The sequence below is a fragment of the Erwinia sp. MYb375 genome, from assembly GCF_037479175.1.
Classification (GTDB): domain Bacteria; phylum Pseudomonadota; class Gammaproteobacteria; order Enterobacterales; family Enterobacteriaceae; genus Erwinia; species Erwinia rhapontici.
This window is the reverse complement of sequence record NZ_JBBGZS010000011.1, coordinates 438150-461832: the sequence shown is the minus strand read 5'-3', so window position 1 is coordinate 461832 and position 23683 is coordinate 438150. Positions and strand designations below refer to the sequence as shown.

Below are 23683 nucleotides of genomic sequence, written 5' to 3'. Positions count from 1 at the left end.
TCTGTTATGACGCCTGCCAGCCGCCGCCCAGTGCGCGGTAGAGATCGATCTGCGCCAGCAACAGGTTATTTTTGGCCTGCACCACACTGAGCTGGATGCTGAACAGCGTACGCTGAGCATCCAGCTCATCCAGATAGGAAGCGTAGCCATTCTGATAGCGGTTGCGCGCGATACGCAGCGCCTCCTGCACCACTTTCTCCTGTGCCTGTAACTCGGAGAGTTGCTCCTGATAGCGGGTAATGGCATCCAGATCGTTATTCACTTCACCAAACGCACTGCGCACGACTTTTTCGTAGTTGTACAGTGCCTGGTTGCGCGTGGCCATGGAGACATCAACCTGCGCGGTCAGCGCTTCACGGTTCAGCAATGGTGCCAGCACGCTGCCCCCAATACTCCACAGGCGGAACGGATTCTCCACCAGTTCATGGAGCACCGAGCTTTGCATTGTTCCGGTGGCGGTGAGATTCAGTGAAGGCAGCAGACTGGCGCGTGAAGACTGAAGTGATGCATCCGCCGCCAGGAGCTGGCGTTCGGCCTGCACGATATCCGGCCTGCGCTGCAACAGCTGAGACGGCATCACGGCAGGCAGCGTCTGCGGTGCCACGTGGTCAAAGTGGTTCTGGCGGGCAATCTGACGCGGGTTCATTCCGACCAGAATACTCAGGGCATTTTCCTGCTCAGCAATCTGATGTTGTAACAGCGGGATTTGCGCTTTCGCCGTCTGATATTCCGACTGCGACTGCACCCACTCCAGCCGCGAGGTGTAACCCGTTTCAAACTGGCGCTGTGCCAGCTTTAACGAGTTGGCACGGCTGGCCAGCGTGGCTTCCGTAACCCGCAGCTGTTCGTCGAGCGACACCAGGGTCATATACCCTGACGCCACCGAACTGGCGATGGTCAGTTCGGCCGCGCTCGCCGCCGCCTGCTGGGCTGCCAGCGAGGCTTTGGCTGCATCAATGCTGCTGCTGCGTTCACCCCATAAATCCACGTTGTAGTTGGCCTGTAACAGGCCCTGAAAGACGGTCGATTGCGCAGGCTGGCCTGTTGCCGCGGAGATAGCCCGCGCACGGCTTGCCGCCACGCCGGCATCCAGCGTTGGGAAGTTATCCCCCTGCGCTCCGCGCAGCTGAGCACGATACTGATCGACGCGTGAACGAGCGGTTAATATATCCGGGTTGTTGCGCAGCGCCTGCTCCACCAGCTGATTCAATGAGGCATCGTTAAACGCCCGCCACCAGCTCGCTTCCACCGCCGCACCCGGTCCAACCTGATTGCGCCACTGCATCGGTATTGGCAGCGCCGACGGTGCCTGCTGCACTTCCGTAGCACAGCCTGCCAGCGTGGCCGTCAGCAGCATCATCACCAGAGTTTTCGGCGCAGGCATCATTTTTTATCTCCATCCTGCACGGCCGCAGTATCGATATTGACCTCGACCGACATACCCGGACGCAGATGGGCCGTGTTATCGCTGGTGATCTTAATTCGCACCGGAATGCGCTGGGCAATTTTCACAAAGTTGCCGGTGGCGTTATCCGGTGAGATCGCACTGAACTCCGATCCCGCTGCCGGGGAGATATACTCCACCTCACCGTTAAACTGTTCACCGTCCAGCGCATCAACGTGGAACGTCACAGGCAGACCCGGACGGATGTGCGCCATCTGAGTTTCTTTCATATTAGCGACCACCCACATCTGCTGCGGCACCAGTGAGGTCAGCCGGGTTCCCGCTGTGACATAAGCGCCCTGCCGCACAGCGATTTGCCCTAACTGCCCATCACGCGGGGCAATAATTTTGGTGTTGTCGAGGTCGATCTGCGCCAGTTCCAGCGCCGCCTGCGCGCTGGCGACATCCGCCTCCAGCGAGGCACGATTAACAATCACGGTTTGCAGATCCTGACGTGAGACTTCCAGCGTGGCCTGCGCCTGCTGCACATCCGCCAGTGTCTGGCTGTTGCTGGCACGCGATGCATCGCGTTCACGCAGAGAGAGGGAACCATCAGAGACCAGATTTTCCACACGCTTCAGATCCAGCCCACCTTTTACCGCCTGGGCTTTGGCGTTTTGCAGTGCGGCATCATTGCGTTTGATCACCGCTTCCGCACTGCGACGCTGCTGAATATTATTGGCCAGCGCCGCTTTTTTCATATCCAGCTGCGCCATCGCCTGGTGCACGCGCTGGCGATAGATGCGGTCATCAATGGTCATCAGCAGGTCGCCCTGGTGGACCGGCTGAAAGTCCAGCACCTTAACCTCAGTGATATAGCCACTGACCTGAGGGCTGATAAACGTCACCTGGCCGCGCACGTAGGCGTTTTCCGTTGACTGTGTCTGGCTGGTAAAGGGCGGTAGCTGCCAGGCGTAAAGGATCACCAGTACGCCGACCAGGGCAATTCCCGATCCAAGGGCAATCGATAAAATACGCAGCTTATTATTTCTCAGACGCTCAGTGAGTTGCTGCTGTTCCTGTTGACTCATGTTTTCCCCGTGTTCCCTTCTTCGTTCCACAGAACGCTTACCGGGCAATGGTCTTGTTAAGATTTTGCATGGCGCGCTGTTCCGCTTCGGCTTCGCGTTTGGCCTGCTGCCAGTTGAGGTAACGCAGACGCGAAAGACGCCACAGCACCCAGAGTAAAGTGATCCCTGCCATGATGGCAGTCAGCATATACACATCGTTATAGGCCAGTACATTCGCCTGCAAGGTAGCAACGGTTTGCAGCTGTGCCGTGCCCTGAGCACTTTGCAGGGTGCTGTCACCCACAAGGCTGGCAAACAGATTGTTGTACTGAGCTAAACGTTCTGTCACGTTCGGGTCCAGCAGCGACAGCTGGTCACCGAGCAGGCTGGAGTGATATTTTTCGCGCCAGGTCTGGAAGGTCCCGAGCAGCGCCGAGCCCATAAGGCCGCCGAGATTTTGACTCATACCAAACAGAACCACAAAACTGACCAGATTCTTCGGCTGAGTCACCACGCTGCCCACGCCCAGCAGCATCGCTGGTGCGATAAAGAAGGAGGTACTGAAGCCCAGCAGGAACTGGCTGAAATACATATTGCTGGCGCGGGTCAACGGGCTGGACTGGGCATCCATCAGCGAGGCCACCATCACGATAATCAGCGACAGCACAATTGGCCAGCTCAGATGTTTGGGGTTAATGGTCAGCGCGCTGCAGATAATCCCCGCCGCCACGCCGGCAAGGATGGCCAGCGCCAGCCCCTGCATCTGATCGTTCAGCATACCAAGCTGTTGCAGATAACCAATCGCACCGGTGTTCTGTTCGGCCAGCATGATACGCAGCAGGATCATCACAATACCGAGACGGAAAATCGCCCCGCTGCCGAGCCAGCGGGTATTAATCAGCGGATTGCTGCGGTTGTGTTCCACCAGCACGGCGGCCGTGACCAGCACCAGCCCAAGGGCGAGGCAAACGCCCAGCCACGGCGTGCTGGTCCACCATTCAATACGCCCGAGCGACAGTACGCCGCAGAACAGCGCCATACCGGGTGCCAGCAGGAAGAAGGTCAGAAAGTCTTTCTTCTCGAAAACTTTGGTGCGCTCCCCCGGTGGCAGTTTGAGGATCAGCACCGCGCCGAGCGCCATTAACGCCAGCCCCAGCTCAAACAGGTACAACCCGCGCCACTCATCCAGTTGCAGCAGTTCCGTTGAGAACAGACGTGCGAGAGGAATGGCGAGCTGTGAGGCCCCCAGACCAATCGCCAGCGCTTTCAGGCGATGTTTCGCGGGCCACGCCTGCACCTGGTAGTAGATACCCAGTGAACTGAGTGCGGCACCGACCATGCCGTGCGCCGCACGGACGATAATCGCGGAACTGAGGTCGTTGACCAGCAGATGGAAGAACGCCACCAATACATACAGCACCAGAAACGCTTCGGTGAATACCCGCAGCCCGAACTGCTGGCGAAACTTCACCAGCAGCAGGTTAATCGAGATATTTCCCATCACATAAACGGCGGGCAGCCAGGCAATTTCGTTAGTGTAGGCACCAAACACGCCCTGCAAATTGGTCAGGTTGGCGGTCACCAGCGCGTTACTGAGCGCCCCGGTGATGCAAATCAACAGGCCAACGATGCCAAAGGCAATGCGTTTATGGGTGGGGTGCAGCGGCGTAGAGGGCGATCCGGGCAGCATGGGCTTTTCGCCAGGCGCCCACTCACGCGGAGCATAGGGATTGGATTTAATGCGGGACACCTTACTTCACCTCTGTCGCCGCCAGCAGTTGCTGCAGTACACGCTGGGTAACAGCCAGATCCCCCGCATTCACGCCAGACAGCAGCTCATTGCGCAGCGCATCAGCCTCTGTTTTCAAACGCTGATACAACACCTCGCCTTTCGGGGTGACATGCAGCAATCGTTTACGACGATCTTCAGGTGGCTGTACCCGCTCGACCAGTTGCTGCTTCACCAGACGGTCAATCAGCGGTACGACGCTGGCATCTTCCAGACCCAACGACTGCGCCAGTTCTTTCTGACTCATCGGTTCGTCCTGAAGGGCGATCGTCGCCACGGCCATCCAGCTACTCATGCTGAGACCATTATCTTTCATCCGCCGATCTATCGCCTGACGCCAGGCGTGGGCAGTAAGATGCAGCAAACGGGAGAAATTCAGTTCCTGGGTATTCAATAGGTAAGATGCCTGATAATTAGAGCTCTAACTAAACGATATGGCAATTATAGCCACGATGAGATAAAGAAAGGAAGACAACCTCGAAAGAGTGTAGATAATTCTTTTCCGCCTCGCCAGGCGGCTACCGCTTAAGGAACAGCATGATGCCCATTGTTACCCTGCGCCAGCAGCCTGAACGCCGCCATGAAATTGCTCGTCTGTTGCATAGCGAATGGTCTGAACTTGCGAACTGGTCTTCGTTAGCCGTCATCAGCCAACGTCTTGATGAGCGCAACCAGCATGACAGCGGCAGTTTTACCCTGATCGCCTGTGACACTGACGGCACGCTGACCGGCACGGCCAGCGTGATCGAATATGAGCTGGATGACAGGCCAGAACGTCGTTACTGGCTGGGCGAAGTGTTCACACCCACAGAGTGGCGCGGTAAAGGAATCGGTTCCCGCCTGGTAAACGCCTGTATTGACCGCGCCCGCGCACAACAGATAGACGCGTTATGGCTGTATACGCCGGACCAACAGGCTCTTTATCGTCGACTCGGTTGGCAGGATGTGGAACAGCGTTGGATTTCAGAAGAGTGGGTGACGGTGATGGTGCTATGCCTGACACAGCACCCGTAACTCCCCCGCTCCCGTTTTAGCCTATCGAAACCTCCCACCTCCTGCTTTCTCCTTCCGCCTGGCGGCCAGTTCCGCCGGGAAAAAAGAGCAAATGAAAGGTAAAATCTTTCATTTTTACTTTTTATTTGAAAGATAATTCATTCGTTTTGTGATCAATGTAGTTTTTTATAAACCTCTTAGGGGCTAGATTAGCTTCCACAGAAAATAACAATATCCACTGTTATCCACGTAAAGAGGTTTCATCATGATTGAAAGCATTACGCACGGAGCCGAATGGTTTATCGGGCTCTTCCAGAAAGGAGGGGACGTTTTTGTCGGCATGGTGACAGGGATCCTCCCCCTGCTGATCAGCCTGCTGGTGATAATGAATGCGCTGATTGTCTTTGTGGGCCAGAAAAGAATCGAAAAACTGGCTCAGCGCTGCGCAGGTAACCCGGTCTCACGCTATCTGCTGCTGCCGGTGATTGGCACCTTTGTTTTCTGTAACCCGATGACACTGAGCCTCGGCCGGTTCATGCCTGAGAAGTACAAGCCGAGCTATTACGCCTCTGCATCGTACAGCTGCCACTCAATGAACGGCCTTTTTCCCCATATCAACCCAGGCGAGCTCTTCGTTTACCTCGGTATTGCTAACGGCCTGACCACCCTGAACTTGCCGCTTGGCCCGCTGGCGGTGAGCTATCTGCTGGTCGGGATGGTGATGAACTTCTTCCGCGGCTGGGTGACCGATCTCACCACCTCCATTTTCGAAAGAAAAATGCACATCCAACTTGACCGTCACGTTCGTTTATAAGAGCGGAGAGAATCATGGCTAAGATTATTGAAATACATAAAGGCGAAAGTGGCTGGGGTGGTCCCTTATTTTTAGTGCCAGCACCGGGCAAAAAAATCGTTTATGTCACCGCTGGCACCCGTCCAGCCATCGTTGACCGCCTGCACGAACTGACTGGCTGGGAAACAGTCGATGCCTTTAAAGAGGGCGAACCACCGGCTGAAGAGATCGGCGTGGCTGTCATTGACTGTGGTGGCACCCTGCGCTGTGGTCTGTATCCAAAACGACGTATCCCCACCGTCAATATTCATGCCACCGGTAAATCGGGTCCTCTGGCGCAGTTTATTACCGAAGATATCTATGTGTCCGGTGTACGCTCTGGTGACATCCGCACATCCGAGGAAAACAGCGACGCGCCACAGGTTTCCCTTCCACAGGAAAAACCGATGCGAACTCAACACACCGACTATGACACCAGCAAGAAAATCACTGAGCAAAGCGATGGCCTGCTGGCGAAAGTCGGCATGGGGATGGGGTCTGTCGTCGCCGTCTTTTTCCAGGCGGGACGTGAAACCATTGATACGGTTCTCAAAACCATCCTGCCCTTTATGGCCTTCGTATCAGCGCTGATCGGCATCATTATAGCGTCCGGCCTCGGCGATTTTATCGCCCATGGCCTGACGCCACTGGCGAACAGCCCGGTCGGACTCGTAACGCTGGCGCTGATCTGCTCCTTCCCTCTTCTGTCGCCATTTCTCGGCCCTGGCGCAGTGATCGCACAAGTGATCGGCGTGCTGGTGGGCGTACAGATTGGCCAGGGCACTATCCCACCGCATCTGGCTCTGCCCGCGCTATTTGCCATCAATTCGCAGGCCGCCTGTGACTTTATCCCGGTAGGGCTTTCACTGGCGGAAGCGCGCCAGGAAACCGTGCGTGTGGGCGTTCCTTCCGTTCTGGTCGGGCGTTTCCTGACCGGCGCACCGGCTGTTCTACTCGCGTGGGCCGTGTCCGGCCTGATCTATCAGTAACTGACGGAGTGATGATGAAAACTGTCTATGAATCCACCTTTATTGCCGTTGGCGACTGTGCCATCGAAGCGCTTGAAGACCACTTCCTGATCACCTTCGGTGAAGGCGCCCCCAGTGATGTTGCGGAGTACTGTTTTATCCACCGACCTGAACAGCGTGGCGACGATCCGATTGTCGCGGGTGGCGTGCTCAGCATCGGTGAACAGAGCTGGTCGGTGACAGCGGTCGGCGATGTCGCCGGTATCAATCTGCGTGAACTGGGCCATATCACGGTGAAATTTGATGGTGCCACCACAGCCGAATTCCCTGGCACAGTGCATGTTGCAGGCCAGGCGCCAGCCGGCATTAAGCCGGGTCAGAAGTTTCGCGTTTTAAGTCATTAACAGGAGAAATCAATGGATCAGGTTGCTGTAGTTATCGGTGGTGGTCAGACACTGGGTGCTTACCTGTGTCAGGGTCTTGCTGAAAACGGTTATAAAGTTGCCGTTGCTGACCTCAATATCAGTAATGCGCAAGCCATCGCGGATGAAATTAATCGCGCGCAGGGAAAAAATGTGGCGACAGGTTTTCAGGTCGATGCCACCGGAGAAGAAAGTGTGGCAGAGCTTGCTCGCGCCGTGGATGAGACATTTGGCCGCGCCGATGTACTGGTTTACAGCGCCGGGGTGGCGCGGGCGGCCCCGATCACCCAGTTTATGCTCAACGATTTTGATTTGTCTTTACAGGTCAATCTTGTGGGCTATTTCTTGTGTGCCAGAGAGTTCGCCAGAATGATGATCCGCGACGGTGCAGGCGGCAGGATTATCCAGATAAACTCTAAATCGGGGAAAGTGGGCAGTAAGCATAATGCAGGCTATAGCGCCGCTAAGTTCGGCGGCGTGGGCCTGACACAATCGCTGGCCCTTGACCTGGCGGAGTACGGCATTACCGTTCATTCGCTGATGCTGGGCAATCTGCTTAAGTCACCGATGTTCCAGTCTCTACTGCCACAATACGCCGAAAAACTGGGGATTGAACCGGACGCCGTGGAGCAATATTACATCGATAAAGTCCCGCTAAAACGGGGCTGCGACTATCAGGACGTGCTCAACGTTCTGCTGTTTTATACCAGTGATAAAGCCGCCTATTGTACCGGGCAATCCATCAATATCACCGGCGGCCAGGTGATGTTTTAAGACCCGCCCGGCCGCACAACGCTGCCGGTTTTTTAATGGAGAACACGATGAACTCAGTGAATATGTTTATCTGCGTGGCAGGCTTCGCCTGGCTGGGGCAAATTGCTCTGGGCTGGTTACAGATGTCACGTTTTAATCATGCCCTGACGCAGCTCCCAACAGAGGGTCGCATCGGGATAGGCCGTTCTTCAGGTCGCTTTAAACCGCGGGCGGTACTGGTTATCAGCGTCGACAGCCGCCACATGATTACGGGCAACTTTGTCATGCGCGGGCTGACCGTCTTCTCGCAGCCCATCCCAGATGATGCACTGAACGGACTGAATATTCAGAACCTGGTGCCAGCTCACATTTATCCCCACAATAAGGCCATGCGCACGGCGTTGGAATTGGCCATAACAAACAAACGGTGATATCTTTCATTTTGAAAGATTTCCCTTCCTTGTTTGCTTTGTTTGTGCGAATACGAAAGGAGTCTATTGGCCTACGACAGGGAAACCAGGATGAAACCAATACAGCGGCAAGCACTGATACTTGAATACCTCCAGGGCAAAGGCCGTACTACGGTTGAAGAACTGACTATCTACTTTGACACCACAGGCACCACCATCCGCAAAGACCTTTCTCTGCTCCAGCAGCAAGGGGCAGTGATCCGCACTTACGGCGGCGTTATGCTGAACCGGGACGATGGCGACCAGCCTATCGACAGGAAAACCTTTATTAACTCGGATAAGAAAAAACAGATTGCCTCACGTGCAGCCCAATGGGTTTCTGAAGGTGATTCGCTTATTTTTGACGCTGGCAGCACCGTACAGCAGATGGTCCCCCACCTTGCTAAATTTAATAATATCACTGTGATGACGAACAGCCTGACCCTTGTTAACGAGCTGGTCGAGCTCAATAACGATCAGGTGATTCTGATGCCAGGTGGTACCTATCGCGGCACGTCCGCCTCATTTCACGGCAGTCTGGCGGAAGCCGCATTCAGCCATTTCAGCTTCGACAAGCTGTTTATTGGCGCGGACGGCGTTGACCTTAATGCCGGAGTCACGACTTTTAATGAAGTGTTCGGCGTCAGCCAGGCCATGTGCCGTGCGGCACAAAAAATTATCCTGCTGGTCGACTCGTCCAAATTTGGCCGCAAAAGTCCAAATGTGGTGTGCAGCCTCGACTCGGTAGATGTACTGATCACAGACAGCGGGATTGCTGATGATGTGGCGGCACAACTGCGTGATCGCGGCATTGATGTGATTATCGCGGGAGACAAATAATCTGATGCGTGAAATATTAATCGAAGCAGCCCGAGAGACGCTGCAAACGGAGATCGATCAGATCGTTAGTCTGCCTGACAGGCTGGATAATGCTTTCGCGGATGCCTGCACAATGATGCTGGCCTGTCGGGGAAAAGTGATCGTCAGTGGCATGGGTAAATCAGGCCATATTGGAAAAAAAATCGCGGCTACGCTGGCCAGCACCGGGACCCCGGCATTTTATGTGCATCCCGCCGAAGCCCTGCATGGTGATCTTGGCATGATTGCCGCAGGCGATGTGGTAGTGCTGATCTCTTACTCGGGTCACGCTGCCGAGTTTCGCCGCATGATGCCACTGTTACGTGCCCTGCCGGTGGGGATCATTGCCTTTACTGGCAATGCCGATTCACCGCTGGCGCAAGAGGCTGACCACGTGATTAACGTACAGGTGACGCGTGAAGCCTGCCCGCTTGGCCTGGCCCCTACCTCTTCTGCTGTCTGTACCCTGATGATGGGGGATTCGATGGCCATCGCCCTGATGAGAGCACGTAATTTTGATGAGAATGACTATGCGCGCACCCATCCAGCCGGCAGTCTCGGTGCGCGTCTGCTCTGTCGGGTCGGCGATATTATGCGGAATGGCGGGAAAATCGCCCAGGTACAGGAAGATGCATCGATAAGTGATGCTCTGTTTGAACTGACGCGCACAGGGCTGGGTCTGGTGGCGGTAACGGACCGGGATCATAAGCTGCGCGGTGTATTCAGCGATGGTGATTTACGTCGCTGGCTGCTGAAAGGCGGCCAGATTTCCGCGGCTGTAGTCGATGCTATGACCCCCATGGGCTTCAGCCTGTCCCCTTCGCAGCTGGCCTCTGAAGCGCTGGCGGCGTTCCATGAACGGAAAATTTCTGCCGCACCGGTGCTGTCGGAGGATAACCGTGTGGTCGGTGCCCTGGCGATGCATGATATCCATGATGCGGGGCTCTAAGCCCAACAAGGGCATCTGTAAATGATGTTTCATGAAAAAGATTTAGACGTAAAAAAACCGCCTTTCGAGGCGGTTACGACATTGCTTACTGCTTGTTTTTATTCGTTTTAATCGGTACTGATAATATGGTGCCCGGGGTGGGACTTGAACCCACACAGCCATAAGCCGAGGGATTTTAAATCCCTTGTGTCTACCGATTTCACCACCCGGGCATGGGTGTTAATTGGAGGCGCGTCCCGGAGTCGAACCGAGGTAGACGGATTTGCAATCCGTAGCATGGCCACTCTGCCAACGCGCCTTTAAATCTTTTTGTCATCAGAGAGTCATCTCTGGCGACTAATTTGGAGCGGGAAACGAGACTCGAACTCGCGACCCCGACCTTGGCAAGGTCGTGCTCTACCAACTGAGCTATTCCCGCATTGCCATCAGCTTTATTCTGTTTTAAATGAAATCTTCAGAACTTGCTGATTTGCTTTATCTTCTGGCTGCCTGAGCTGCCTTTCGATGCGTTGCATTCTACTGTTCTGACGCAATGAGTCAACCAAATTATCCTCACAATGCATCCGTTTGCTGCTTTTTAAGTCGCTTCGATCACCGTTCGAACAAATCGCCACGTGCAGCGCTCAAATACTGGAACATTGACCAGAAGGTTAGCACAGCGGCAATATACAACGCGGCAACGCCAACCCCCTCAACAAGGCTGTTCGGACGCCATAAAAGCGCAAACAGTGACAACATCTGGGCCGTGGTTTTGACTTTACCAATCCACGAAACGGCCACACTGCTGCGTTTACCGATTTCCGCCATCCACTCACGCAGAGCTGAAATGATGATTTCACGGGCAATCATGGTGGCAGCCGGTAAGGTGATCCACCATGAGTGGAAATACTCGGCCACCAGCACCAACGCGATCGCCACCATCACTTTATCGGCCACCGGGTCAAGGAACGCCCCGAACTGAGTCGTTTGTTTCCAGCGGCGCGCCAGATAACCATCGAACCAGTCCGTCACCGCAGCGAAGATGAAAATCAGCGCGCATGCCAGTGGAGCCCATTGAAATGGCAGGTAAAATGCCAGTACAAAGAAGGGGATTAATACAACGCGAAACAGGGTAAGTAAGGTCGGAATATTAAATGGCATAATTACGCTAACTGTTTGGACAGAGTAGAATTTGTCCCTATGTTCCTACATTGCTACGGGTGTTGCAATGCTTAGTGTTTCAGCGCATAGAAGATTTTTTCAGCCAGCGCATGTGAAATTCCAGGGATACTGGCGATTTCTTCCATCGAGGCATTTATCAACGGTTGCAGGCCTCCCATGTACTTCAGCAGCATCTGGCGCCGTTTAGGACCGATCCCTTCGATGGTTTCCAGCGCACTTGTGTTCTTCACTTTAGCCCGTTTATTGCGATGGCCTGTTATTGCATGATTGTGAGAGTCATCACGAATATGCTGGATAACATGTAACGCCGGAGAGTCTGGCGGCAAAGCGAAACCCTCCCCTTCCGGTTCAAGGAATAGCGTTTCCAGCCCGGCTTTACGATCGGTGCCTTTTGCCACCCCCAGCAACAAAGGATGATGTTTATCCCAGGTCACATCCAGTTCAGCGAAAACGTCTTTTGCCTGTGAAAGCTGGCCTTTACCGCCATCGATCAGGATCACGTCAGGGATTTTGCTCTCTTCAATGGCTTTGCCATAACGGCGACGCAGCACCTGGTTCATAGCCGCATAGTCATCACCGGGAGTGATGCCAGTGATGTTATAGCGACGATATTCACTGCGCAGTGGCCCGTTGGCGTCAAACACCACACAGGAGGCAACCGTCTGCTCACCCATTGTGTGGCTGATATCAAAACATTCCATACGACGAATAGCCGGCAACTTGAGGGTGTCGGCAAGAGCCGCCAGCCGTTGGTGTATGGTGGAATGCTGTGCCAGACGCGTCACCAGCGCGGTAGCGGCATTGGTGCGGGCCAGCTTCAGGTAACGTGCGCGGTCGCCCCGGGGTTTGCTCTGGATGGCAATACGCCTTCCCGCAAGCTCTGTCAGCGAGTCCGCCAGCAGCTCTTTTTCCGGCAACTGGAAATCCAGCAGAATATCAGCGGGTAACGTGCGAGCCTGACTGCCCTGCAAATAGAATTGACCCACAAATGTCTGCACAACTTCAGCCAGTTCTGTGCCACTGGGCACTTTCGGGAAATAACTGCGGCTGCCCAGCACCTTACCCTGACGGATAAACAATACGTGCAGGCAGGCCATTCCAGAGTCGAACGCAACGCCGATGACATCCAGATCGTCCCCCTGATTGGAGACAAACTGTTTTTCCGTGACGCGGCGCACCGCCTGTATCTGATCGCGCAGACGGGCGGCTTCTTCAAAGCGCATTTCCTGGCTGGCATGCTCCATGCGGGCAACCAGTTGGTTCAGGACCTGATCGTCTTTACCCGAAAGGAACAAGCGCACATAGTCGATCTGGCGCGCATACTCCTCTTCCGTCACCAGCCCCTTAACGCAAGGCCCAAGGCAACGACCAATCTGGTATTGCAGACACGGACGTGAGCGGTTGCGATACACGCTATTTTCACACTGGCGTACCGGGAAAATTTTTTGCAACAGCGATAACGTCTCGCGTACCGCATAGCCATTAGGGAAAGGACCGAAGTACTCCCCTTTCGCATGTTTGGCACCGCGATGGCTGGCGAGGCGCGGATGGGCATCCGCGCTAAGAAAGATGTAGGGATAGGATTTATCGTCACGCAGCAGCACGTTGTAGCGCGGCTGATAAAGTTTGATGTAGTTATGTTCCAGCAGCAGCGCTTCGGTTTCCGTATGGGTCACCGTCACATCTATCTGGCAAATCAGCGCCACCAGCGCTTCCGTCTTACGACTGGCGAGGTTCCCGCGAAAATAGCTGGAGAGCCGTTTTTTGAGATCTTTCGCTTTACCAACGTAAATAACCGTACCCGCAGCATCATACATCCGGTAAACACCGGGCTGGCTGGTGACAGTTTTCAGGAAATACTTTGCATCAAACTGATCATTCACTACTGATTAACGGCTCCGCGCTGTACAGGCCATGACGAATGGCCAAATGCGTTAACTCTACGTCACCACTGACGTTCAGTTTGCTGAACATGCGGTAACGATAACTGTTAACAGTTTTAGGGCTGAGATTGAGCTGTTCGGAAATTTCCGTCACTTTCTGGCCCTTAGTGATCATCAGCATAATCTGCAACTCGCGTTCAGACAAACTGTTGAACGGCGATTCCGCCTTTTGCGGTTCGATCTGACTGAGTGCCATCTGTTGCGCAATATCGGAGGCAATATAGCGCTGCCCCGAGTTGACTGAGCGAATCGCGCTGATCACTTCCTGCGGCGCTGCCCCTTTGCTGAGATAACCAGAAGCCCCCGCCTGCATCACTTTCGCTGGCAACGGGTTCTCTGTGTGAATCGTTAACATGATGATTTTGCAGTCTGGCGTGTAACGGATAATCTTGCGCGTCGCTTCAAGTCCGCCAATACCCGGCATATTCATGTCCATCAGCACCACATCAGCACTGTTAGCACGACACCATTTTACCGCATCCTCACCGCAGTTCGCTTCCCCAACAACCTGGATACCTTTGATGTCTTCCAGTATGCGACGAATACCTGCGCGAACCAACTCGTGGTCATCAACAAGAAAAACGCTTATCAAACGATGCTCCTTAAGTGGCTAAGGCAGGTGGCGAAAATCGCAATGGCAGGTCGATGATGTTACTACTTTTTCACGACTGTTAGAACAGAAATAATGTCGGCCTGTATACTGACGCTAATTTATCAGCAGATGCTAAATAGCGTGCAAATTCGTCATTAATGCAAAGATGTAACATGTAAACGTTAATCTTTTTAGTCGTTAAGAATACTATCGATAAGCACGATAATAAAATAAATTATAAATTACAATAAGTTGTATAAAAAATGCTATTTTTCATTTTAACACAGTCAATATTTTTCTAAATTTTAGCACTTTCTACAACTTGACATCACACTGACGCACAACCGATTGTTTTATCGTTAACCTTAACCGACTGAGTGATTTCTTCAAGCCATTATATGTTATACTTTCAAACACTTTACGTGCCTGGTAAACTAACCGGAAGCACTGTTTTTTCAAAGACTATCGGGAGAAATCATGAGCGAGACTGACTTTTCAACCAGCGAAGAAGTGCAGGCATTGGCTAATGAAGTGACGTGCATGAAAGCACTTGTCACTCTGATGCTGAAAGGTATGGGTCAGGCAGATGCCGGTAAAGTCATCATCAATATGGAGCGCTACATCGCCGCGCTGGAAGACCAGCAGCAGGCAGAAGTGTTCAGCAACACGATAAAACAGATCAAATACGCTTATCGTCAGTAATTCACCTGCCTTCCCGCCGCGTTAAACGCCCGTTGCTTTTTTATTGGTTTTGTCACACCGTAGTGTTTTAACTGACAGAACAAAGCAATGGGCTTACTTTTCAAAGCAATACTGGGTGCTGCGGTCGTGGTGTTAATCGGCCTGTTGTCGAAAACCCGTCATTATTATATCGCCGGTCTGATTCCGCTGTTTCCCACGTTCGCACTGATAGCCCACTATATTGTGGCCAGTGAGCGCGGCATCGAGGCGCTGCGAACCACCATCATCTTCGGCATGTGGGCGATTCTGCCCTATTTTATCTATCTGCTGGCACTCTGGTATTTTATTACGATGATGCGGCTGCCACTGGCACTGCTGGCAGCCGTATTGTGCTGGGGCGTAGCAGCGTGGGTGCTGATTACGCTGTGGTCAAAATGGCATGGGCAATAAATTTAGCGCCCGCGTGGCCCCCAGCTAACGGATACCCCAAGTGTAGGCAGCACTTCTTCAGGTCGGAAGCGACGCGCGCCATGAAACTTTTCAGCCAGATTCGGCTGAGCAATCGGGATTTTGACCGCAAACAGGTTGTCTTCTGACTGAATGATCCCTGGCGTGAGCGGATCATAGTTCACCTGATGCCGTTCAAACATCTGCTCCAGCATCGGCGTTGCCGCACTGTAGAGATGCTGAATACCCGATTGTCCCGCCAACTGCACCGCATGCCATAAAATGTTCAGCGGCAACTCCGCATCAATTTCAAGCCGGGCAGAGAAACGTGACATTTCCCAGACATTATCACTTTCGTTATGACTATTTTCAGCACCTTCGGCTGAACGGTTGCTGTCCGGATCCTGCCATGCCATTAAACGCGCACAACCACAGATACCAAACTGCGCAGTCCAGGCGATCAACCAGATCACATCAGAACGATCGAAGCGATCGTACTCCTGGCCCGGGGTACTGAGACGAGATGGAATCGACCAACCTTCACCTCTGGCGAAGACGCTGTAACGATAACTTCCTAATTCTGCCAGTAAAGATGACGGCATGTCCTTCAGCTTGGTCTGGATAATCTTCATTCATGATCCCCTGTCGCATTCCCTCGTGAGCGCCGCTCCTGACGGTTCGGGCAGGGTTGTTACCCTGGGCGCAGGGTAGACAACCGGGTGGCAATTCGAAACTACCAAATTTGGTAGTTGCATCCTCTTTCAGATTAAACCGATTGCTGCAGCATAAGAGGCAATTTGCGTTTTGTTTGGTGCATTAAATCGTTTTTGCATGTTTTTTTGGTGAAAATTAACGGTATTCTCTGAGATAGAGAGGATCAGTGATATTTCTGCCGATGTTTTCCCCTCTGCGGTCCATTTGAGAATTTCGAGTTCTCTTTCACTTAATTCCAGTTTCGTTGCCAGCATCGAAATATCATCCATTTCGATCAGTGCAGCCATTGACAGCTCCGAAATATACTGGAGTTTAAGTTCAAGTTCTGTCGTTAATGCTATCATTTTAGAAGGATTGGCAGACGACAACGATAATATACCTACGGATCTGTTTTTCGCCATCACGGAACAAGAAATACCGTGATAAATACCATGTTCTCTGGCTGCTTGCAGGACGTCCTGCTCCTCGGGGAGCAGATCGCCTCCCCACAACCACATCGCTCCCGGTGAACAGCACTTCTTCAACACCGGATCGCGCTGTGCTAAGTCTTGATGCAAATAATGCTCAATCCACTTCTGCGGATAATTACTGTAAAAAAAAGTTTTTGGCCGGGTAAATGGAACGGGATGGCGAATAAACAGAGCATAAAAATCGAATTCCAGCTCCCCCGCCTGCTGCTCAATTATCCTGGTAATATGAGCCATGTTGCTGCCCGTACGAAAAGCCAATTGCATCCTGTTTCGCCAACTGAAATAGTTCTCAGATGTCATTAATGCCTCAGTCCGACAGGGAAAACCCCCGCCCTGATTATAATTGTCATTGTGAATATGGCAGTAAAAAAATGAATGAAATCGAGTAAAAAAATTAATTGTTCAGAGTGATTTTTCTGACCAAAAAACAGTTTACAACGTTCAGGCATTGATCTGTTTAGGGATAAAAAATCACCAGGAAATAAGCCCCAACAATGGACATCAGACCGATAATAACCTGTGTAACATTGAGTTCTCAGTGCTACCAACAAGATACATCGATTTAACGCACCACCTACCACACCGGGTTAGAATAGGATTTTTCCTATAAACATTCAATAATTTTGCCCCATTTGTCATGGCGTTTACGCACAATAGTTTTACAGTATTTCAGGGATTTTATTCAGTAATCACAATGCGGGCAGTTCAGAATAAGGGAAAAACATACTGATATTACTATCAATTATTTCAATCTCATTACCATTTGGCTTTCATGCGATAGGTTAAAAACCATGTAGAAACAACAGACAATCCCACTGTTATGACATGGAGTTAACGCCGATAGGTACACTTTGTGTCGTCATCTCTCATCTTGAGTTTTGCTGCGCATTGCTATGCAAGAATAGGTCTTTGAGACCCCCCTCATCCTGGTACAAGCGGCATGTGTGCAACCCAACAAATGCATCAGTTTATTCTTCATTAATTGCATAGCGCTTTATCAATATTGCTCACCACTCTCTGCCTCATTTACTGTCCCCGTTATCAGGCATCTCAACGCGCTTTCAGCGGCACAAACCAAAACCGCGCATACCGAAATGAAAATGATTGGCATGTGCCGCGTTATATTCCGGTCCTAAGGCAGTACCAAACAGATCACAACCGCGGGAAAAGACGAGGTGTAACCATCGGCTGCGTTCATCACTGCCTGTCCAGTGGTTCAGTACCGTGATGCGTTCGCCGTTTTGTAAACGAAAACCGCTGAGGTCCAAGGCGTCAGCCGTGGCGTGTTCACTTAAGCGGCCTTCTGCGCGGTGATAAATATTACGACAGGCGTAGCTACCGAGGTGATCAATGCGTCTCAGTGGTGATCCCAGCACGCTGGTAGCCATAGGTTTGAGCGTTTGAGTCACCAGCATGGTGCTGCTGACCGCCAGCGTGCAGCTACTGAGGAATGTGCTGCTGACAGTCACATCGCCAAAGCCCGTTATCCTGACCGGGTCGACCAGCGGGCAACGTCCCTGCTGTGTGCCAGGTCGGGTGTAGCTCAGGTACCCCTGCGTCCGGGCCTGTTGCAGCACCGCAAAACAGGCCTCCGGATTGGCAGCCAGCCTTTTCAGTTTATAACGTGTTACCAGCGTCGGTTCATCGGTGACCGACAGAGGCGCAAAGGGATTCCAGGCAGGGGGTAAAACGCGCAACAATAGCGAACACAGCCATCCTCCGGCGAGGAGAACAGCAACCAACGTGATGAATCGCTTCACCTCCCCTCCTTTTATCCTTGCCCACAGAAGTGATGCCGGGTTTTTAAGCATATGACGCGACGTTATCGTAGTTTAGCTGCAATTTTGCTTTATCGACCGGGATTTTACGTTAAGCTCTTGATCGCACTAACCTCAACAACATCAGACATACGAAAAGCCATCAGAGCTTTCATATCTTCATCACAGGACAGGAAACCCGTTAATGGTTGATCAATCAAAAGAGGCTGCTGCCTCTGAAAAAGGGCCGGACCAGCTCCAGCGCAATCTGCACAATCGTCATATTCAGCTGATCGCCATCGGCGGTGCTATCGGCACCGGTCTGTTTATGGGATCAGGAAAAACGATCAGCCTTGCCGGGCCGTCGATCATCTTCGTCTATATGATCATCGGTTTTATGCTGTTCTTCGTCATGCGCGCGATGGGCGAGCTGCTGCTCTCTAATCTTGAGTACAAATCCTTCAGCGATTTCGCCGCCGACCTGCTGGGTCCGTGGGCAGGCTATTTCACCGGTTGGACCTACTGGTTCTGTTGGGTGGTCACCGGGATTGCCGATGTCGTGGCCATCAGTTCCTATTTCCAGCTCTGGTTCCCGGACTTCTCGATCTGGATGAGCGCCCTGTTGTGCATCGTCGTTTTCCTGTCGCTTAATATAGCGACGGTGAAACTGTTCGGCGAGATGGAGTTCTGGTTCGCGATTATTAAAATCGTTGCGATTGTTGCGCTGATTGCCACCGGCATTGTGCTGGTCGCGATGCATTATCCGTCACCGGGTGGTGGTACCGCTTCCCTGAGCAACATCTGGGATCACGGCGGGATGTTCCCGAAAGGACTGAGTGGCTTCTTCGCCGGCTTCCAGATTGCCGTGTTTGCTTTTGTGGGTATCGAACTGGTCGGTACGGCAGCGGCAGAGACGCATGATCCAAAAACCGTCCTGCCACGCGCCATTAACGCCATCCCGTTACGCATCATTATGTTCTACGTTTTGTCGCTGATGGTGATTATGGCGGTAACGCCGTGGGATCAGGTGGTGGCGGATCGAAGCCCGTTTGTTGAAATGTTTATGCTGATTGGTTTACCGGCAGCGGCGAGCATCGTGAATTTTGTGGTGCTGACCTCAGCGGCCTCATCGGCGAACAGCGGCATCTTCTCGACCAGCCGTATGCTTTACGGTCTGGCTCAGCAGGGTGTGGCACATCGCCGCTTTGGATTGCTGTCACGCCGTTCGGTGCCAACCACCGGTCTGTTCTTCTCCTGCCTGTGTCTGCTGGGCGGCGTCGCGCTGATTTATCTGATCCCCAATGTGATGACGGTGTTTACGCTGGTCACAACGGTGTCTGCCATTCTGTTTATGTTTGTCTGGACAATTATCCTTTGCTCTTATCTGGCCTACCGCAAGAAGCATCCGGAACGCCACGCGACATCCAGCTATAAAATGCCATGGGGCAAATTTATGTGCTGGGTGTGTATGGCCTTCTTTGCCTTTGTGCTGGTGCTGTTAACGCTGCAAGAAGATACCCGTCAGGCGCTGATGGTCACGCCACTGTGGTTTATCATTCTGGCGGTGGGATGGTTCCTGCGTCAGCGTAAAGCGGCCTGATAAACAGCAGGCCAGATAAGCCTTGCCTGCTGCATCAGAATCGTGACCACAGTTTATGCAGCGCCTGTCCCAGTGGCGGGCGCTGAACCGGCAAGCGTTCCGGCTTAAATGGCCCGTCTTTTAATGGCTCAGGGCCGAGATCAAAGGTAAAGTTGTAATTGGGTTCTTCACCCATCCGCAGGTCAGTGATCGTAATATGATCCCCCACCCGCTTCATCGCATAAAAACCACGACTGAACCAGACCACGCGCTGTACATACCAGTTACTGCTGTACTGTTGATACAGTGCACTGCCGTTGTCATGGGGGGTAAGCGCCAGCGGCTTATCCGGGCTCAATAACGACCAAAATCCTTCCTGATAGTCATCGGCCGCCACCACCACCACGCGCCACTGTAATGTGTTAAATGCCGTGGGCGTCACCAGCAGTCGATCGGCTTTGACCTGCTGCTGAACCAGCTGTTGCTTCACCCCATGTGTGACCCACGCCTGCGCCACCATGCTCCAGATGAGATACAGGCAGCTCAGACTTAATCCCAGTGTATTCCAGCGCCGCGCGTGACGATGTCGCCATACCAGTGCCGCTATCAGCCCGGCCAGCAAGGGCAGAGTATAAAGCGGATCAATGATAAACATGCTGCCGATGGCAAAAGGCCGATCGGTGAAAGGCAGCGCTAACTGCGTGCCGTACACGGTGGTCAGGTCAAGAAGAGGATGAGTAATCAGCGCCAGCCACACTGCCGCCCACCAGCGCCCGAATGCCTGAGGCTGGCGACAAAGACGGCTGCACAACCCGGCAAGCAGCGGCGACGCCAGCGTCAGCCAGAACAAGGCATGGCTCTCAGTACGGTGCAGGGTCATATTGCGGATGGCATCGCCGTGGTCAATAAAGACATCCAGATCGGGCAACGTACCGCAGACCGCCCCCACGGCAGCCGCCTGCCATACCGGGGCTCTACGCCCTATGACGGCAACAGCGACCGATGCGCCCAGTACAAGTTGTGAAACGGAATCCATCATCGCTCCCTGTTTATTACGGCTCTTAGCGTACGCGGATACCTTCAATCACCATACGCTGCACATTTTCGACCGTCTGATTGAAGAAATGCTCATCATTCAGCGTTTGTCCGGTTATCGCCTCAACCTGGGTGGCGAAGTCCGCATAGTGCTGAGTTGTGGCCCACAACATAAAGATCAGATGATGAGGCTGAACAGCGGACAGTTTTCCCTGCAAAACCCAGCTTTCTATGATGGCCGCCTTATCTTCAACCAGATGACGCAAATCCCCCGCCAGTTCGGCTTTGAGTAACGGTGCGCCCTGCAGCATCTCCAGGCAGAACAGACGTGAAGCCTGAGGGTGATCGCGTGAAACCTCCAGCTTAAGGCGAATATAATCGCGTATCGCCTCCAGAGGATGCTGATCGTGGCGCAGCGCGCGCAGCGGTGCCAGCCAGACATCCAGCAGGTCCTTCAGCACAGCAATATACAGTTCTTCTTTAGAGGGAAAGTAGTAAAGCAGATTGGTTTTCGATACATCTGCACGTTCGGCTACCTTATCGAGGCTGGTGCCATGAATGCCGAACTGTGAGAAAAACTCCAGCGCCGCAGAGAGAATAGCGGAACGCTTTGCAGCCACCGCACGAGAACGACGCGTCGGGGCTTTAGCCGGTAACTTATCAGTAGAATTCACCGTGACTCCATGATCCATGTGGGTTGCGGGGATAATAGCAAAACAGCTGACGCATACCTAATTAGCGCTCTCCCTTAGGCATGCACTTTAATTGACCATCCTCGCCTGCTTTTTGTGCAACCTTTTTTACCAAATGGTCTGAAATGGACCACTCATTCCACCTTAATTTTACAAAAGAAAAACAACTCACTGTTTTAAATAACAATTTTCAAACTGGCACAGCCTTTGCAATTTGATTCACAGCGCCGCTTCAAAGGAAACTGCAGGATGCATCGCAGCGCCGGGATTCACTCTTTCACGCAAGCAGAGGATGTCACATGAAAATTGGTGTTTTTATCCCGATCGGTAACAACGGCTGGTTAATTTCTCAAAATGCGCCGCAATACATGCCGACCTTTGAACTGAATAAAGCGATTGTGCAGAAAGCAGAGCATTATCACTTCGATTTTGCGCTCTCTATGATCAAACTGCGCGGCTTCGGTGGCAAAACCGAATTCTGGGACCATAACCTCGAGTCCTTTACCCTGATGGCTGGCCTGGCCGCCGTCACCTCGCGCATTGAAATCTATGCCACCGCCGCCACCCTGACCTTGCCTCCGGCTATTGTGGCCCGCATGGCGTCGACCATCGACTCCATCTCTCATGGCCGCTTTGGCGTCAACCTGGTGACCGGGTGGCAGAAACCCGAATACGATCAGATGGGTCTGTGGCCGGGTGATGAATACTTCTCACGCCGTTACGACTATCTGACTGAATATGTCAGCGTCCTGCGCGATCTGTGGGGCAAGGGTAAGTGCGACCTGAAAGGCGAGTTCTTTACCATGAACGACTGCCGCCTCAGCCCGCAACCGCAAAAACCGATGAAGGTCATCTGCGCCGGACAGAGCGATGCAGGCATGGAATTTTCAGCCAAACACGCCGACTACAACTTCTGTTTTGGTAAAGGTGTGAATACGCCGACCGCTTTCGCCCCGACGGCGGCACGAATGAAAAGCGCAGCCGATGCACAAGGCCGCGATGTCGGCTCCTATGTGCTGTTTATGATCATCGCTGATGAAACCGATGAGGCCGCACGCGCCAAATGGGAACATTACAAAGCCGGTGCCGATGAAGAGGCGCTGTCGTGGCTGACCACCCAAAGCCAGCAGGACAAACGATCCGGCAGCGATACCAACGTACGCCAGATGGCCGACCCGACTTCCGCTGTGAATATCAATATGGGTACCCTCGTCGGCTCCTATGCCAACGTGGCGAGGATGCTCGACGATGTTGCCACGGTGGAAGGCACCCACGGCGTGCTGCTGACCTTCGATGACTTCCTGCAAGGTATTGAGAACTTTGGCGAGCGTATCCAGCCGCTGATGCAGTGCCGTATCGACGTAATTGATGCTGCACAGGAGGTGGCATAATGAATAACAAACCGGCCGTTGTTTGCACCACCGCCTCCACGCAAAACGCTATCACCTTGCCCGCGCGCCCGGAAGCGATTGTCTTCCCGCCGGAGCAAACGGCGCTGATCGTCGTGGATATGCAGAATGCTTATGCCACCCCTGGCGGCTATCTCGACCTCGCCGGGTTTGACGTGTCGACCACCCGTCCGGTCATCGATCAGATCAATGTGGCGGTCAAGGCTGCCCGTCAGGCCGGGATCCAGGTGATTTGGTTCCAGAACGGCTGGGACGATCAGTACGTCGAAGCCGGCGGACCCGGTTCACCGAACTGGCATAAATCGAATGCGCTGAAAACCATGCGCCAGAACCCGGAACTGCAGGGCACGTTGCTGGCAAAGGGCGGCTGGGATTATGAGCTGGTCGATCAGCTGACGCCGCAACCGGGCGATATCGTGCTGCCTAAACCGCGCTACAGCGGCTTCTTTAATACTGCACTCGACAGCATGCTGCGCAGTCGGGGCATCCGTCATTTAGTGTTTACCGGCATTGCCACCAACGTGTGCGTGGAGTCCACCCTGCGTGACGGTTTCTTCCTTGAATACTTCGGCATCGTCCTTGAAGACGCCACCTATCAGGCCGGCCCGCTGTTTGCCCAGCAGGCCGCCCTGTTCAATATTGAAACCTTCTTTGGTTGGGTGTCTGACGTCGGCAGTTTCTGCTCGGCATTACAAACGGAACCGGCCACTGCAGCCCAGACAGCCTGACACCTGCT

25 protein-coding genes and 3 tRNA genes are annotated in these 23683 nt (G+C 53.2%); 13 read left to right on the top strand and 15 right to left on the bottom strand.

What is annotated here, in order from left to right:
• Positions 1-4: 4 nt before the first annotated feature.
• From WH279_RS04630 to WH279_RS04615, 4 genes are all read right to left on the bottom strand, one after another.
• Positions 5-1387, bottom strand: coding sequence for an efflux transporter outer membrane subunit (locus tag WH279_RS04630; protein ID WP_339455152.1), 1383 nt, complete (start codon positions 1385-1387; stop codon positions 5-7).
• On the bottom strand, positions 1384-2475 hold the full coding sequence (locus WH279_RS04625; RefSeq protein WP_339455151.1) for an HlyD family secretion protein: 1092 nt from the start codon (positions 2473-2475) through the stop codon (positions 1384-1386). Before WH279_RS04625 ends, WH279_RS04630 begins: the two co-directional genes overlap by 4 nt.
• Positions 2476-2512: 37 nt before the next feature.
• Positions 2513-4144 carry an MFS transporter gene (locus tag WH279_RS04620; RefSeq protein WP_445235250.1) on the bottom strand — a complete coding sequence of 544 codons (1632 nt, stop codon included), beginning with the start codon at positions 4142-4144 and terminating at the stop codon, positions 2513-2515.
• A gap of 61 nt (positions 4145-4205) precedes the next feature.
• On the bottom strand, positions 4206-4637 hold the full coding sequence (locus WH279_RS04615; RefSeq protein ID WP_133840957.1) for a MarR family winged helix-turn-helix transcriptional regulator: 432 nt from the start codon (positions 4635-4637) through the stop codon (positions 4206-4208).
• Between the two features lie 143 nt (positions 4638-4780).
• Here WH279_RS04615 and WH279_RS04610 point away from each other — a divergent pair, with 143 nt between their 5' ends.
• The 8 genes from WH279_RS04610 (at position 4781) to WH279_RS04575 (ending at position 10467) form a co-directional block, all read left to right on the top strand.
• Positions 4781-5257, top strand: a complete 477-nt coding sequence (locus WH279_RS04610) for a GNAT family N-acetyltransferase (RefSeq protein ID WP_339455149.1) — start codon at positions 4781-4783, stop codon at positions 5255-5257.
• Positions 5258-5501: 244 nt separating this feature from the next.
• Positions 5502-6050 carry a PTS glucitol/sorbitol transporter subunit IIC gene (srlA, locus tag WH279_RS04605; protein ID WP_062743787.1) on the top strand — a complete coding sequence of 183 codons (549 nt, stop codon included), beginning with the start codon at positions 5502-5504 and terminating at the stop codon, positions 6048-6050.
• 14 nt (positions 6051-6064) lie between these two features.
• Complete coding sequence (gene srlE, locus WH279_RS04600) at positions 6065-7057, top strand: PTS glucitol/sorbitol transporter subunit IIB (RefSeq protein WP_339455148.1); 993 nt, start codon at positions 6065-6067, stop codon at positions 7055-7057.
• A 14-nt stretch (positions 7058-7071) separates the two neighbouring features.
• Positions 7072-7440: a PTS glucitol/sorbitol transporter subunit IIA gene (locus WH279_RS04595; RefSeq protein ID WP_200640517.1), complete on the top strand. Its 369-nt coding sequence runs from the start codon at positions 7072-7074 to the stop codon at positions 7438-7440.
• A gap of 12 nt (positions 7441-7452) precedes the next feature.
• Entirely contained in the window at positions 7453-8232 is a 780-nt protein-coding gene (gene srlD, locus WH279_RS04590) for a sorbitol-6-phosphate dehydrogenase (RefSeq protein ID WP_259149183.1), read from the top strand.
• Positions 8233-8279: 47 nt separating this feature from the next.
• Positions 8280-8642 (top strand): transcriptional regulator GutM, encoded by a 363-nt coding sequence (locus WH279_RS04585; RefSeq protein WP_339455147.1) that lies wholly within the window; start codon positions 8280-8282, stop codon positions 8640-8642.
• A 90-nt stretch (positions 8643-8732) separates the two neighbouring features.
• On the top strand, positions 8733-9500 hold the full coding sequence (srlR, locus tag WH279_RS04580) for a glucitol operon DNA-binding transcriptional repressor SrlR (protein WP_259149176.1): 768 nt from the start codon (positions 8733-8735) through the stop codon (positions 9498-9500).
• Positions 9501-9504: 4 nt separating this feature from the next.
• Entirely contained in the window at positions 9505-10467 is a 963-nt protein-coding gene (locus tag WH279_RS04575; RefSeq protein ID WP_339455146.1) for a KpsF/GutQ family sugar-phosphate isomerase, read from the top strand.
• A 126-nt stretch (positions 10468-10593) separates the two neighbouring features.
• On the opposite strand, the gene WH279_RS04570 is transcribed toward WH279_RS04575, so the two are convergent.
• From WH279_RS04570 to uvrY, 6 genes are all read right to left on the bottom strand, one after another.
• Positions 10594-10679 (bottom strand) — tRNA-Leu (locus WH279_RS04570).
• Between the two features lie 12 nt (positions 10680-10691).
• A tRNA-Cys gene (locus tag WH279_RS04565) sits at positions 10692-10765 on the bottom strand.
• Positions 10766-10809: 44 nt separating this feature from the next.
• A tRNA-Gly gene (locus WH279_RS04560) sits at positions 10810-10885 on the bottom strand.
• A 173-nt stretch (positions 10886-11058) separates the two neighbouring features.
• Complete coding sequence (pgsA, locus tag WH279_RS04555) at positions 11059-11607, bottom strand: CDP-diacylglycerol--glycerol-3-phosphate 3-phosphatidyltransferase (RefSeq protein WP_200640612.1); 549 nt, start codon at positions 11605-11607, stop codon at positions 11059-11061.
• Between the two features lie 71 nt (positions 11608-11678).
• A complete protein-coding gene (gene uvrC, locus WH279_RS04550) occupies positions 11679-13511 on the bottom strand; it encodes an excinuclease ABC subunit UvrC (protein ID WP_339455145.1) in 1833 nt (610 codons plus the stop codon).
• Positions 13504-14163 carry a UvrY/SirA/GacA family response regulator transcription factor gene (uvrY, locus tag WH279_RS04545; protein WP_339455144.1) on the bottom strand — a complete coding sequence of 220 codons (660 nt, stop codon included), beginning with the start codon at positions 14161-14163 and terminating at the stop codon, positions 13504-13506. The genes uvrC and uvrY overlap by 8 nt, the downstream gene beginning before the upstream one ends.
• 477 nt (positions 14164-14640) lie before the next feature.
• On the opposite strand from uvrY, the gene WH279_RS04540 reads away from it, so the two are divergent.
• Both WH279_RS04540 and WH279_RS04535 read left to right on the top strand, forming a co-directional pair.
• Positions 14641-14865, top strand: a complete 225-nt coding sequence (locus WH279_RS04540; RefSeq protein ID WP_339455143.1) for a DUF2594 family protein — start codon at positions 14641-14643, stop codon at positions 14863-14865.
• Between the two features lie 87 nt (positions 14866-14952).
• Positions 14953-15294: a GlpM family protein gene (locus tag WH279_RS04535; protein ID WP_339455142.1), complete on the top strand. Its 342-nt coding sequence runs from the start codon at positions 14953-14955 to the stop codon at positions 15292-15294.
• A gap of 2 nt (positions 15295-15296) precedes the next feature.
• On the opposite strand, the gene WH279_RS04530 is transcribed toward WH279_RS04535, so the two are convergent.
• The 3 genes from WH279_RS04530 to WH279_RS04520 form a co-directional block, all read right to left on the bottom strand.
• Positions 15297-15923, bottom strand: coding sequence for an autoinducer synthase (locus tag WH279_RS04530; protein WP_339455141.1), 627 nt, complete (start codon positions 15921-15923; stop codon positions 15297-15299).
• A gap of 129 nt (positions 15924-16052) precedes the next feature.
• Positions 16053-16775, bottom strand: coding sequence for a transcriptional regulator SdiA (gene sdiA / locus WH279_RS04525; RefSeq protein ID WP_339455140.1), 723 nt, complete (start codon positions 16773-16775; stop codon positions 16053-16055).
• A gap of 761 nt (positions 16776-17536) precedes the next feature.
• A complete protein-coding gene (locus WH279_RS04520; protein ID WP_339455139.1) occupies positions 17537-18235 on the bottom strand; it encodes an extensin-like domain-containing protein in 699 nt (232 codons plus the stop codon).
• A gap of 202 nt (positions 18236-18437) precedes the next feature.
• Between WH279_RS04520 and cycA the strand changes: the two genes are divergently transcribed.
• Positions 18438-19832 (top strand): D-serine/D-alanine/glycine transporter, encoded by a 1395-nt coding sequence (gene cycA / locus WH279_RS04515; RefSeq protein ID WP_339455138.1) that lies wholly within the window; start codon positions 18438-18440, stop codon positions 19830-19832.
• Positions 19833-19866: 34 nt separating this feature from the next.
• Here the strand turns inward: cycA and WH279_RS04510 are convergent, their stop codons facing one another.
• Both WH279_RS04510 and rutR read right to left on the bottom strand, forming a co-directional pair.
• Positions 19867-20847 (bottom strand): metal-dependent hydrolase, encoded by a 981-nt coding sequence (locus tag WH279_RS04510; RefSeq protein WP_339455137.1) that lies wholly within the window; start codon positions 20845-20847, stop codon positions 19867-19869.
• 25 nt (positions 20848-20872) lie between these two features.
• Entirely contained in the window at positions 20873-21538 is a 666-nt protein-coding gene (gene rutR, locus WH279_RS04505) for an HTH-type transcriptional regulator RutR (protein WP_339455136.1), read from the bottom strand.
• Between the two features lie 299 nt (positions 21539-21837).
• On the opposite strand from rutR, the gene rutA reads away from it, so the two are divergent.
• Both rutA and rutB read left to right on the top strand, forming a co-directional pair.
• Positions 21838-22929 (top strand): pyrimidine utilization protein A, encoded by a 1092-nt coding sequence (rutA, locus tag WH279_RS04500; RefSeq protein ID WP_339455135.1) that lies wholly within the window; start codon positions 21838-21840, stop codon positions 22927-22929.
• The gene (gene rutB / locus WH279_RS04495; protein ID WP_339455134.1) at positions 22929-23675 is read left to right on the top strand and encodes a pyrimidine utilization protein B; all 747 of its coding nucleotides are present in this window, start codon (positions 22929-22931) and stop codon (positions 23673-23675) included. The genes rutA and rutB overlap by 1 nt, the downstream gene beginning before the upstream one ends.
• Positions 23676-23683: the final 8 nt, after the last annotated feature.

Coding starts and splice junctions, on each gene's coding strand:
- WH279_RS04630 (WP_339455152.1), bottom strand. CDS start 1,387: ATGATGCCTGCGCCGAAAACTCTGGTGATGATGCTGCTGACGGCCACG.
- WH279_RS04625 (WP_339455151.1), bottom strand. CDS start 2,475: ATGAGTCAACAGGAACAGCAGCAACTCACTGAGCGTCTGAGAAATAAT.
- WH279_RS04620 (WP_445235250.1), bottom strand. CDS start 4,144: ATGCTGCCCGGATCGCCCTCTACGCCGCTGCACCCCACCCATAAACGC.
- WH279_RS04610 (WP_339455149.1), top strand. CDS start 4,781: ATGATGCCCATTGTTACCCTGCGCCAGCAGCCTGAACGCCGCCATGAA.
- srlA (WP_062743787.1), top strand. CDS start 5,502: ATGATTGAAAGCATTACGCACGGAGCCGAATGGTTTATCGGGCTCTTC.
- srlE (WP_339455148.1), top strand. CDS start 6,065: ATGGCTAAGATTATTGAAATACATAAAGGCGAAAGTGGCTGGGGTGGT.
- WH279_RS04595 (WP_200640517.1), top strand. CDS start 7,072: ATGAAAACTGTCTATGAATCCACCTTTATTGCCGTTGGCGACTGTGCC.
- srlD (WP_259149183.1), top strand. CDS start 7,453: ATGGATCAGGTTGCTGTAGTTATCGGTGGTGGTCAGACACTGGGTGCT.
- WH279_RS04585 (WP_339455147.1), top strand. CDS start 8,280: ATGAACTCAGTGAATATGTTTATCTGCGTGGCAGGCTTCGCCTGGCTG.
- srlR (WP_259149176.1), top strand. CDS start 8,733: ATGAAACCAATACAGCGGCAAGCACTGATACTTGAATACCTCCAGGGC.
- WH279_RS04575 (WP_339455146.1), top strand. CDS start 9,505: ATGCGTGAAATATTAATCGAAGCAGCCCGAGAGACGCTGCAAACGGAG.
- pgsA (WP_200640612.1), bottom strand. CDS start 11,607: ATGCCATTTAATATTCCGACCTTACTTACCCTGTTTCGCGTTGTATTA.
- WH279_RS04540 (WP_339455143.1), top strand. CDS start 14,641: ATGAGCGAGACTGACTTTTCAACCAGCGAAGAAGTGCAGGCATTGGCT.
- WH279_RS04535 (WP_339455142.1), top strand. CDS start 14,953: ATGGGCTTACTTTTCAAAGCAATACTGGGTGCTGCGGTCGTGGTGTTA.
- WH279_RS04530 (WP_339455141.1), bottom strand. CDS start 15,923: ATGAAGATTATCCAGACCAAGCTGAAGGACATGCCGTCATCTTTACTG.
- sdiA (WP_339455140.1), bottom strand. CDS start 16,775: ATGACATCTGAGAACTATTTCAGTTGGCGAAACAGGATGCAATTGGCT.
- cycA (WP_339455138.1), top strand. CDS start 18,438: ATGGTTGATCAATCAAAAGAGGCTGCTGCCTCTGAAAAAGGGCCGGAC.
- WH279_RS04510 (WP_339455137.1), bottom strand. CDS start 20,847: ATGGATTCCGTTTCACAACTTGTACTGGGCGCATCGGTCGCTGTTGCC.
- rutR (WP_339455136.1), bottom strand. CDS start 21,538: ATGGATCATGGAGTCACGGTGAATTCTACTGATAAGTTACCGGCTAAA.
- rutA (WP_339455135.1), top strand. CDS start 21,838: ATGAAAATTGGTGTTTTTATCCCGATCGGTAACAACGGCTGGTTAATT.
- rutB (WP_339455134.1), top strand. CDS start 22,929: ATGAATAACAAACCGGCCGTTGTTTGCACCACCGCCTCCACGCAAAAC.